Annotated in this window: 9 protein-coding genes and 2 tRNA genes; 5 read left to right on the plus strand and 6 right to left on the minus strand. The window is 38.8% G+C overall.

The window, feature by feature from the left end; translation table 11 throughout:
- Nucleotide 1 precedes the first annotated feature (1 nt).
- A complete protein-coding gene (locus MIS45_RS00920; RefSeq protein WP_249450708.1) occupies nucleotides 2-448 on the plus strand; it encodes a DUF441 domain-containing protein in 447 nt (148 codons plus the stop codon).
- Between the two features lie 38 nt (nucleotides 449-486).
- Nucleotides 487-558, plus strand: a tRNA-Arg gene (locus MIS45_RS00925).
- 53 nt (nucleotides 559-611) lie between these two features.
- On the opposite strand, the gene MIS45_RS00930 is transcribed toward MIS45_RS00925, so the two are convergent.
- The 4 genes from MIS45_RS00930 to gap all read right to left on the minus strand — a co-directional run bounded on the left by MIS45_RS00930 (nucleotide 612) and on the right by gap (nucleotide 4763).
- A tRNA-Ser gene (locus MIS45_RS00930) sits at nucleotides 612-702 on the minus strand.
- Nucleotides 703-1040: 338 nt separating this feature from the next.
- Nucleotides 1041-2357 (minus strand): MFS transporter, encoded by a 1317-nt coding sequence (locus MIS45_RS00935; protein WP_249450709.1) that lies wholly within the window; start codon nucleotides 2355-2357, stop codon nucleotides 1041-1043.
- Between the two features lie 189 nt (nucleotides 2358-2546).
- Entirely contained in the window at nucleotides 2547-3602 is a 1056-nt protein-coding gene (locus MIS45_RS00940) for a LacI family DNA-binding transcriptional regulator (protein WP_249450710.1), read from the minus strand.
- A gap of 156 nt (nucleotides 3603-3758) precedes the next feature.
- Nucleotides 3759-4763 (minus strand): type I glyceraldehyde-3-phosphate dehydrogenase, encoded by a 1005-nt coding sequence (gap, locus tag MIS45_RS00945; protein ID WP_249450711.1) that lies wholly within the window; start codon nucleotides 4761-4763, stop codon nucleotides 3759-3761.
- 647 nt (nucleotides 4764-5410) lie between these two features.
- Here gap and lpxC point away from each other — a divergent pair.
- Nucleotides 5411-6337: a UDP-3-O-acyl-N-acetylglucosamine deacetylase gene (lpxC, locus tag MIS45_RS00950; protein ID WP_249449548.1), complete on the plus strand. Its 927-nt coding sequence runs from the start codon at nucleotides 5411-5413 to the stop codon at nucleotides 6335-6337.
- A gap of 549 nt (nucleotides 6338-6886) precedes the next feature.
- Nucleotides 6887-8245: an MFS transporter gene (locus tag MIS45_RS00955; protein WP_249450712.1), complete on the plus strand. Its 1359-nt coding sequence runs from the start codon at nucleotides 6887-6889 to the stop codon at nucleotides 8243-8245.
- Nucleotides 8246-8473: 228 nt separating this feature from the next.
- On the opposite strand, the gene MIS45_RS00960 is transcribed toward MIS45_RS00955, so the two are convergent.
- Together MIS45_RS00960 and gnd are read right to left on the minus strand one after the other, a co-directional pair.
- Nucleotides 8474-8827 carry a heavy metal-binding domain-containing protein gene (locus MIS45_RS00960; RefSeq protein WP_249442811.1) on the minus strand — a complete coding sequence of 118 codons (354 nt, stop codon included), beginning with the start codon at nucleotides 8825-8827 and terminating at the stop codon, nucleotides 8474-8476.
- Nucleotides 8828-8908: 81 nt separating this feature from the next.
- The gene (gene gnd, locus MIS45_RS00965; RefSeq protein WP_249450713.1) at nucleotides 8909-10357 is read right to left on the minus strand and encodes a decarboxylating NADP(+)-dependent phosphogluconate dehydrogenase; all 1449 of its coding nucleotides are present in this window, start codon (nucleotides 10355-10357) and stop codon (nucleotides 8909-8911) included.
- Between the two features lie 457 nt (nucleotides 10358-10814).
- On the opposite strand from gnd, the gene MIS45_RS00970 reads away from it, so the two are divergent.
- Nucleotides 10815-11561 (plus strand): electron transfer flavoprotein subunit beta/FixA family protein, encoded by a 747-nt coding sequence (locus MIS45_RS00970; RefSeq protein ID WP_249450714.1) that lies wholly within the window; start codon nucleotides 10815-10817, stop codon nucleotides 11559-11561.
- The last annotated feature ends 6 nt before the right edge of the window (nucleotides 11562-11567 follow it).

Here is an 11567-nt window from a genome sequence, read left to right on the forward strand (position 1 = left end):
AATGAGCGTTAATCCCATCGCCTTATTTTTAGTCATGTTAATTTTATTGGGCGTATTGAGCAATAATGGCGCGATTACTCTATCAGCAACCATTTTGCTATTAATACAACAAACCATGTTGGCAAAATACCTCCCAATTTTAGATAAATATGCACTTAATGCAGGGATTGTATTATTAATGATTGGTGTACTCAGTCCAATTGTTTCAGGTAAAACAAAATTGCCAGAATTATCCACTTTTCTCAACGTTAAAATGATGGCAGCCGTCATCATTGGTATAGGGGTGGCATGGATAGCAGGGCGGGGAGTGCCATTGATGAGTACCCAGCCACTTTTAGTAGTAGGCTTGTTGATTGGTACAATCATAGGCGTTGCATTTTTAGGTGGCATTCCCGTAGGTCCACTCATTGCCGCAGGTATTTTGTCGTTATTAATTGAAAAAGTTTAAGAATCTGTATTCACTATATAATGAATACAAATGAATATCTCGCCATAGTTCAACGGATAGAACGCATGCCTCCTAAGCGTGAAATACAGGTTCGACTCCTGTTGGCGGGGCAAAATAAAGAAAATGCAGCCTGAAAATGTTTTCAGGCTGCATTTTCTTTATTTGGCAGAGAGGAAGGGATTCGAACCCTCGATACGCTATTCACGTATACACGCTTTCCAGGCGTGCGACTTAAACCACTCATCCACCTCTCTAAAAATAGGGATAGCAATTTGAATTGCGTATTTTAGCGTTTTTTTACCCCAAAGCGCAAATTATCTTGTAAAAATATTAGTAGTATACGAAATTGAAAAAGGAAATATTGTATTATCAAATTGTTTTTAAAATATAATTTATGCATTTTGCCTATAGTTGTTTCAAATTAACACGGCAGGGAAACAACACCACAGCGTACACGGCGGTCACTGTCTCCTTACTCTGATTTAAATTAAATCCACTATATCATAAAAAACACGCAAATAATAAATTATTATTTGCGTGTTTTTTTTAATTTTTCATCTGCATAGGCAGCCTGAAAACTAATTTATGTGATTTATGCGTTCAAATTTTGTCCTTGTTTGGTTTGAATACGCAATGTGAAGAATGCAGCTAAACCAAGTAGAACACCTGCAAACATCATAGCATTCGTTGGATTAGCACCCAAAACATAATTGAATATTGAACCAAATGTTACGGTTTGAATCAACATCGGTATCACAATCATCATGTTAATTACACCCATGTACACGCCATAGCGTTCTTTGGGAATTTCGGCGGTGGCAATCAAGAATGGTACGCCCATAATAGATGCCCATGCAATACCAAAACCAATCATTGGGACAAACAGCAAGTATTTATCGGTAATGTGTGGGAACACCAGCAAAGCAATCGCTGCCAATGAAACGGCACCTGCGTGTACTACTTTGGCTGGATATTTTCTCGCTAATGTCATCAAGCCAAATGCGGAAATAAAGGTTACAACGTTGTACCAGCCATTTACCCAACCTGTCCAACCAACGGCTTGGGCGAATAATTCTTTATTTTCTGGTGTGGCATTCCAAACAGATTTGGCGATACTTGGTGTAACAAATTGCCAGTAAATAAACAATGCGTACCATTGAAACAAATAGACAACAGCTAATTGGCGCAAGGCTTTTGGCATATCTTTAATGGCATCAAAGATGTCTTTAATAGCAACACCCAAACCGCGTGGTTTTGCGCGTAATGCAGCAAGTTCTGCATCAGTTGGACGATGTTCTGTGGTAGAAAATACGGAAATCAACACAGTACCAATAGAACAGAATGCACCAATATAGAATGAACCATATACCCAGTAAGGAATACCTGCGGCTGATTCACCTGTAATCAGATGTTGGAAAATAGGTAGTGAAACATTTGCTAGTGTAATACCCAAACCTGTGAATACCGATTGCATCAAAAAGCCTGTACCTTGTTGTTTTTCAGGCAGCGTATCAGCGATAAATGCACGATAGGGTTCCATCGCGGTGTTGTTGCTGATGTCTAGCAACCATAACATTAATACTGCCATCCACAGCGCGGTAACATGTGGGAAGAAGAATAAACAAATGGAGCAACCAATCGCACCAATCAGGAAATAAGGACGACGGCGACCTAAACCATTGACCCATGTTCGGTCAGATAATGCACCAATAATGGGTTGAACAATCAAGCCTGTTACTGGACCTGCCATATTCAGTAAGGGGAGACTGCCGTAGTCTGCACCTAAAAAACTGTAAATTGGATTAATCGCGGTTTGTTGAAGACCAAAGCTGTATTGAATCCCGAAGAACCCGAAATTCATCAGAATAATCTGTCGAAAAGTCATCATTAACTGCTGTTGCTGTGTCATGATTTTAAGCTCCTAAACATTTATGAGGGGATAAATTTTATTTTTCAGGCTGCCTATGTTTATGGGTAGCTGAAATAGGCAGCCTGAAAAATATTTTCTCCTGCGAAACAAAAGTAGCTTGGATACTGGTATCCAATTCTGCTTATTTTCAGATTAGCCATTCAGTTTCACAGAAAATCTTTATTTACATTAGGGTAATATTGCTCGCGTTAATACAGATTCACGCCATGCTACTTCGCCCATTATGCGTTCGGCTTGTAAAGGCATATTTTCAGGCTGCTTGTTGTGGATAAGTTGCAATAATAATTCCGCCGCCCGTTTGCCCATTTTGACATAAGGTAATTCCACCGTTGTCAGTGCGGGATAGAGCGTTTCCGCAATTTGACGATGGTCATCAAATCCTGCGATTGACATTTCTTCGGGGATTTTTACCCCCTGTACTCGCAACATACCATACACACGCATCGCCATTTCATCGTTCCCACAACAAATAACCGTTGGTTTTTCAGGCTGCCTCATGATGTAATTTAATGCAGCCCATAAATCATCAATTTTATTGCTACGGTCTGTGTAGCCTGTGGCAATGAGTGCATTATCCACAACCAAACCTGCATTCCACAAAGCGGCTCGATAACCTTGTAAGCGTTGTTGTGTCGCTACAATATGAGTAGGCAACGTGATATACGCAATACGCTGGTGCCCATGCGCAATCAATCGTTCAGTTAATCTGCGCTGATTATTTTCATCATCGGGTAAAATCGCTGGCGTTCCTGCATCATCAAAACAATTCAACAACACCACAGGACAATTTGGCTGAAAGGGTAACCGAATTTTTTGATGCGACTCCGACACACAAATCATTCCTTCAGCACGATATTGCTGAAATTGGCGTATCAAATCGGGAACACGTTTACTATCGCCACCACAATCGGCAATCATCAACGTTTTACCCATTTGCGCTGCAATTTGTTGCGCACCTTGCGTCAAAAACATTTCGGGCAAGCCACCGTGTACATCAGTTTGCTGCATATTCTCATCTGCAACACCCATAATGACACCAATTAAACCCGACCTTTGCGAACGTAATGCGCGAGCAGCGCTAGACGGAATGTAACCCAATGTTTGTATTGCCTGCTCTACCGCTTCACGCGTGGTTTCTTTCACAGGCACGTCATTGTTCAATACGCGGCTAACTGTTTTGGGCGAAACACCTGCAAGGCGGGCAACGTCATAAATAGTAGTCATATCAAACAAATATTTTGGTTGCACATAAAATGACATCGGTGTCATTTTTTATGACATTGTAAAATAGCCATACATAAAGTACAAGTAAAATTTCTGTGGAAAAACAAAAATGCAGCCTGAAACGGTTTTCAGGCTGCATTTTATATAAAAAATTAATTAAATTTTTTCAGCAAAATATTTCAATACGCGTACCAACTGCGCAGTATAAGACATTTCATTGTCATACCAAGCAACGGTTTTAACTAGTTGGTTTTCGCCAACAGTTTGTACACGAGTTTGTGTTGCATCAAACAAAGAACCAAAGCTCATGCCAATTACGTCAGAAGACACAATTTCATCTTCAGTGTAACCAAAAGATTCATTTGCCGCAGCTTTCATAGCAGCATTCACTTCTTCTTTGCTAACTTTTTTCTCTAAAATGCACACCAATTCAGTCAAAGAGCCTGTTGGCACAGGAACACGTTGTGCAGTACCGTCCAATTTGCCATTTAATTCAGGAATTACCAAACCAATCGCTTTAGCTGCACCAGTGCTATTTGGCACAATATTTGCCGCAGCAGCACGCGCACGACGTTTATCACCTTTGCGATGTGGAGCATCCAATGTATTTTGGTCGCCTGTGTAGCCGTGAATAGTTGTCATCAAACCTTGTACCACGCCAAATTGTTTTTGCAACACAGCTGCCATAGGTGCCAAACAGTTGGTGGTGCAAGATGCAGCAGAAATAACTGTTTCACTGCCGTCCAAAATGTCATGGTTCACATTGAATACAACGGTTTTCACATCGTTGCCACCTGGGGCAGAAATCACCACTTTACGCGCGCCCGCACGAATGTGCGCTTGGCATTTTTCATTGCTGGTAAAGAAACCAGTACATTCCAATACCACATCAACACCCAAATCTTTCCAAGGCAATTCTTCTGGATTTGGGTTAGCAAATACTTTGATTTCTTTGCCATTAACAATCATCGCATCATCTTTTAATTCTACTGAACCGTCAAAACGACCTTGCGTGGTGTCATATTTAAACAAATGCACCAGCATATCAGCAGGAGTTAAATCGTTTACTGCAACCACTTCAATACCTTGTGTTTGCAAAATACGACGCAATGCCAAGCGACCAATACGACCGAAGCCATTAATTGCAACTTTAACGCTCATGTTATTTTCCTTCATGTTGTTAGAGGGGTTTGGACAAAATACCTTTTTATTTTACTGCACTTTTGCGGTACTGTGTTGTTATTTTGGATACTCAAACTTATGTAAAATGTATTCAGGCAGCCTGAAAACTCGTAGGTAGTATACAAAAATCTGACAAATTTTAAATAAAAATAAATAGTTGTTAAATTTAGAAAATGTCAGCTTTTTGTATTTGACCGACAATTTTGAGTTTTGAAAAAATTGCAAACTATTTTTGTTGCAAAATAACATACGCAATAAATAAAAAAACAAAATATTAAAATATAAAAAGATGATTTTTATGATGCTACTACTATTTTGTGGATAAGTATACTAAATTTTTGAAAAATAATAGAGATAATGTGTGATTGTTTTTGTGATTGTTTCCCATAAGAAAAAAAGAATAATTGTGGATAAAAAGGCAGCCTGAAATATATTTTGTGGATAAATTAGCGTTATCACGATTGTATCGTTGTTTTAAATAGAAATAGCACATCAATGAACTAGCAAAGCGATATTATTTTTATTTAAAACGACTATAAATTGACTTAAACATACTTTCAGGCAGCCTGAAAACCTGTATAGTTCGCTTAAATTTTATTTTCAGGCTGCATTTAGGATAAAAAACGATGAAACAAAGAACTCTGAAACAAATAGTAACTGCCACAGGCGTAGGCTTGCATTCAGGTGAACGCGTGGCTTTGACATTGCATCCTGCTGAGGAAAACACAGGCATTCAATTTCGCCGCACCGATTTATCAGGCGAACAAGGCGAAATCATCAAACTGTCGCCCTATTTGATTAACGACACTCGCCTATCTTCCACCGTGGTTACCGAACACGGTACACGCGTGGGTACGATTGAACACATTATGTCGGCATTGGCAGCGTATGGTGTGGATAACGCACTGATTGAATTGAATGCGCCCGAAATCCCAATTATGGACGGTTCCAGTTTGCCATTTATCTTTTTATTGCAAGATGCGGGTATTGTGGAACAAAATGCGCCCAAACGTTTCTTGCGAATTTTAAAAGAAGTGGAAGTCAAAGAGCCAAGCAAATGGGTCAAATTTATGCCTTACGATGGCTTTAAAGTGGGCTTGACCATTGAGTTTGACCATCCTGTTTTTAACCGTAGTTCGCCGCGTTTTGAGATTGATTTTGCAGGAAAATCTTACGTTGAAGAAATTGCTCGCGCCCGCACATTTGGTTTTATGCAAGAAGTGGAATTGATGCGCTCAAATAATTTAGGTTTGGGTGGGAATTTGTCCAATGCGATTGTGATTGATGATACCGATGTGCTCAATCCCGAAGGTTTGCGCTATCCCGATGAATTTGTGCGCCACAAAATTTTGGATGCGATTGGCGATTTGTATATTGTTGGGCATCCGATTATTGGCGCATTTGAAGGTTATAAATCGGGGCACGCTATTAATAATGCCTTGTTGCGTGCGGTTTTGGCAGATGAAAGTAGTTATGAATGGGTAGAATTTGGCGAAGATGATGAAACGTTGCCAAATGCGTTTTTCGGTGTGGATACTTTACGCGCTGCGTAATTATCCTAAGTAACAAAAGGCAGCCTGAAAACATGTTATTCACAGTTTTCAGGCTGCCTTTTTATTTAAGTTATACCATATATTTTTAATATAAAACAACGTTTTACTCCCTTATTCACAAAGTTATACACAATTTTAACCAACTATAATAGATTTGTATTTCGCAAAATAATCTGTCAAAGGTATAGATTCTGTAAAGGTTTGTTATTTTATCAAATTTATTCAATTATTCTTTATTTTAATTTTAAGTTGATTAAATTGTCAAAAAAACAACTTAAAATTGGATTTATGTCAAAAAATATGCATAAATTGAAATTTAATGGTGCTTGAATTGATTTGTATCAAAAAAATAATGTAAAAAAATGATAATGTTCATTTCATAAATGTTGGGTACATGCTATGTGTTTTTTAGCATTTTTTTAGAAAGCTACTCGATATTTGTGTTCTTTAAAATAATTCATTTGATTATTAGACTTCCTATTAAACGTTAAACTGGTTTAGAAATAAATCAATGGTTTGATAGGCGGTTTATTCATTTTGGAGATTGTCATGTTGTCATTTTTAGCTTCAAAACCTGGAAAACCTGTTCCTGATGCCGAAGTGCTTCAACGGTATAACCGCTTACGTTGGCAAGCCTTATTTGGAATTTTCATTGGTTACGCGGCGTACTATATTCTGCGTAATAACTTTTTATTATCCTCTCCTGACTTAATCCGTGATTTTGGTTTTACCAAAAAAGATATTGGTTTTGTATCAGGCACAATGTTAATTGTGTATGGTGTTGGTAAGGGGGTTATGTCGGCATTGGCAGATAAATCTAATCCAAAACATTTTATGATTTTTGGTCTAGTGATGTCTGCATTAGTCAATTTGATGATGGGGTTTACTACTGCATTTTGGATTTTTTTCTGCTTGTGCATGCTTAATGGTATTTTTCAAGGCATGGGTGCAGGTCCTGCTTATGTTGTATTGGCAAGTTGGTTTCCTCGTAAATCGCGTGGTGTAACAACCGCTGTATTCAATATTTCGCATAATGTGGGTGGTGGTCTGGTTGCTCCAATTGCAGGTGGTGCGGTTGCTTGGTTAGGAGAAACACATTGGCAAGCAGCACACTTTGTTGTACCTGCGGCAATTGCGGCAATTGTGGCAGCAATTTTCTTCATTTTTGGTGCAGGACGTACTTATAATGAAGGCTTGCCACCAATGAATCAAATTCTAAATAATGCGGATGAAGAATTAATTGCAACCAAGCAAGAAAACGTGGATATGAGTACTTGGGAAATTTTCCGCGAATATATTATGAAAGATATTAACGTATGGTTTGTATCATTTATTGATGTATTCACTTATATGATTCGCTTTGGTGTTTTGACTTGGTTGCCATTATATTTACTGGAAACAAAAGGCTTTTCCAAAAAAGATATGCATATTGCATTTGCGATTTTTGAGTGGGCTGCCATTCCATCCACATTATTAGCAGGCTGGGTAACAGATACTTACTTCAAAGGTAAACGGATGCCATTGTCTATGATTACATTAGTGGGTGTAGGTTTATCTATCTTGCTCTACCGTAATGGAACGAGCTTGACTACTGTAACCATTGGTGCAGGTCTGGTAGGTTGTTTGATTTATGTACCGATGTTCTTATCATCACTACAAACAATTGAATTAGTACCATCATTTGCGGCAGGTTCTGCGACTGGTTTACGCGGTTTGTTAAGCTATGTATTGGGTAGTGCAGGTGGTACAGCATTATTCGGTATTTTGGCAGACAGATTTGGTTGGGATGCTGGCTTTTATTTATTATTGTTCGCTGTAGTGGGTTGTATTTTCTGCTGTGCGATGGTGCATCGTGGTGTGCTTAAATTAGAAGCGAAGAAATTAGCTGCAGCACAAAATAATCAATAAAAAATACAATATAATGCAGCCTGAAAAAAGTTTCAGGCTGCTTTTTTTATAGTTAGATTAAAGGTTTCAGACTGAAATCTTTACAAAATTCAAAATTATAGGTCAGCTTTTTGAATCTGGCATTTCTTATATTTCACAATAATTGTTTTTATGTAGAAACTGTTGGATGCAAGTATCTAATCTACAAATTTTCAGGCTGCCTGAATACATTTTGCAAAATGTTTCAAATTATGTCGCAATTTTAACTGCCGTACCGCTGACTGTAACCATCATCATACCATTGGTTTCGCCCAATACTTCATAGTCAAAATCCACACCAATCACACCATTCGCACCCATTTCTATTGCCGCCGCTTTCATTTCTTCCAACGCTGCATCGCGTGCACCTGCTAATGCGCGTTCGTATCCCCCAGCGCGTCCGCCTACTACATCACGAATGGAGGCAAACATATCACGAAAAATGTTTGCACCAATAATCGCTTCTCCATTGACTACGCCCAAATATGCTTGAATAGGTACATCTTTGGGTTCAATGGTGGCAATGAAAAATCCTTTTTCTTTATTAGATGAAAACCAACCCATTTTAGTACTCCTGTGGATAAATAATGTGATTAAGGCAGCCTGAAATATTAAAAATAATCTTTCAGGCTGCCTTGTGGATAATTAAACTTGGTAGGTACTAGAAGCGGTGTCGCCGCCACGACCTGTCCAGTTGGTGTGGAAAAACTCACCACGTGGTTTGTCGGTACGTTCGTAAGTGTGCGCACCGAAGTAATCGCGTTGTGCTTGCAACAAATTGGCTGGCAAACGTGCGCTGGTGTAGCCATCTAAGAAAGTAATGGCAGCAGTCATACACGGCATAGGAATTGCCGCTTCTACCGATTTGGCTACGACTTTGCGCCAAGATGGTAAGGCATTTTGCAAAATATTGCGGAAATATTCATCTTCTGCCAACCAAGTCAGTTGTGGATTATTGATATAAGCATCGCGAATATTACCCAAGAATACGCTACGAATAATACAGCCTTCACGCCACAACAAAGCGGTATTGCCGTAGTTCAAATTCCAGTTAAACGTTTTGCTGGCTTCGTGCATTAACATAAATCCTTGTGTGTAAGAAATAATTTTTGATGCCAATAAAGATAAACGCAAGGCTTCCAGCCATTCTGCACGGTCGCCTGAAATTTTTTCAGCAGTATGAGTGAATAATTTAGATGCGGCAACGCGCTGCTCTTTGAATGATGAAACGCAACGCGCAAATACCGATTCTGAAATCAAAGTCAATGGAATACCCATATCCAGCGCATTGATGCCTGTCCATTTACCCGTGCCTTTTTGACCAGCGGTATCCAAGATTTTTTCTACCAATGGAGTGCCATCCGTGTCTTTAAATGCCAGAATATCGGTGCTAATGTCTATTAAATAAGAATTTAACTCGGTTTTTTTCCACGCTTTAAATGCTTCGTGCATTTCATCGTAGCTCATACCCAAGCCATCTTTCATAAATTGGTAGGCTTCACAAATCAACTGCATATCGCCATATTCAATACCATTGTGTACCATTTTGACAAAATGACCTGCACCATTGTCGCCAACCCAATCGCAACATGGTTCGCCATCGGGTGTTTTAGCAGAAATGGCTTGAAAAATCGGTTTAACGTGTTCCCATGCGGAAAAATGTCCACCTGGCATGATAGAAGGACCATGACGCGCACCTTCTTCACCACCTGATACGCCTGCGCCGATAAAACGCAAACCTTTTGCCGCCAATTCTTCGCAACGACGATTGGTGTCGGGGTAATTTGAGTTACCACCGTCAATAATAATGTCGCCTTCTTCCAAATAAGGCACCAGTTGTGCGATAAATTCATCTACTACGCTACCTGCACGAACCATTAGCATAATTTTGCGTGGTTTTTCCAATTTATCCACAAGTTCTTGCAAACTGTGCGCGCCAATAATATTCGTGCCTTTGGCTGCTCCATTCAAAAATTCATCTACTTTACTGGTAGTACGGTTAAATGCTACTACTTTAAAACCTTTGTCATTCATGTTCAAAATCAAATTTTGACCCATTACTGCCAAACCAATAACGCCAATATCGCCTTTCATTTGAGTATCCTTGAAGTGAAGTCAATAAACTTTGAAACTTTACCTTATTGCAGGGGGGGAAGACAATATTTTACTGCTAAATAAAAATACTTAATTTAAAAAATAAAAAGATTATGATAATAAAGAAGTTCTAATTGTTTTGTGGATAAGTTTAAAAATATAGAATTTTCATTTAGTTGTGTTAATTTTTTCGTTAAGGATAAATTCACATAAGCAGTTTGAATAAAATGTGTATGATTGTGGATAAAATAAACAATAAAAAATTAGATTGTGGATAAGTGAAACTTAATTCTGTTTTCAGGCTGCCTTATGTATTGAATTTATACTCTAAAACTATTCAATCGCGTAACTTTCCTTTAAAATAACGTGTTAAACTTTTCAGGATGCCTGAAAACAATTATTTGATTATTATACTAAATCCCATTTTTTAGGATTGGTAAAACCAGCGGGAGCAAATATGAAAGCATTGGTTGCAGTAAAACGTGTGGTGGATTTCAACGTGAAAGTACGCGTGAAAGCAGATGGTTCAGGTTTGGATATCGGCAATGTCAAAATGTCCATGAATCCATTTGATGAGTGTGCGATTGAAGAGGCGGTACGCTTGAAAGAAGCAGGTAAAATCAACGAGATTGTGGCTGTTTCATTGGGTGAGAAAAAATGTGAAGATGTATTGCGTACCGCTTTGGCGATGGGTGCAGACCGTGCCATTCATGTGGAAACAGATGAGGAATTAGATAGTCGTGCGGTGTCAAAAATTTTGCAAAAAATTGTAGAAAAAGAACAACCTCAAATTATTTTATTGGGAAAACAAGCGATTGATGATGATGCAAACCAAACCGCACAACGTTTGGCAGCTTTGTTGAATGCGCCACAGGCAACGTTTGCCAGCAAAGTAGAAGTGAATAATGATGAAATAGTGGTTACGCGAGAAATTGATGGTGGTGTTGAAACATTGGCGTTGAAATTGCCTGCGGTCATTAGTGCGGACTTGCGTTTAAATGAGCCACGTTTTGTGAAATTACCTAATTTAATGGCTGCAAAGAAAAAAACTTTGGAAAAACAATCTATTGAAGATTTAAACGTGGATATTTCAGGCAGCCTGAAAATGGTTAGTGTTGCTGAACCAAAAGCACGTCAAGCGGGCGTTAGAGTAGCAAATGTATCTGAATTAATTGAAAAATTGGCAGCTGCCAACGCAATTTAAGGGAGT

Source organism: Wielerella bovis, assembly GCF_022354465.1.
GTDB classification, from domain to species: domain Bacteria; phylum Pseudomonadota; class Gammaproteobacteria; order Burkholderiales; family Neisseriaceae; genus Wielerella; species Wielerella bovis.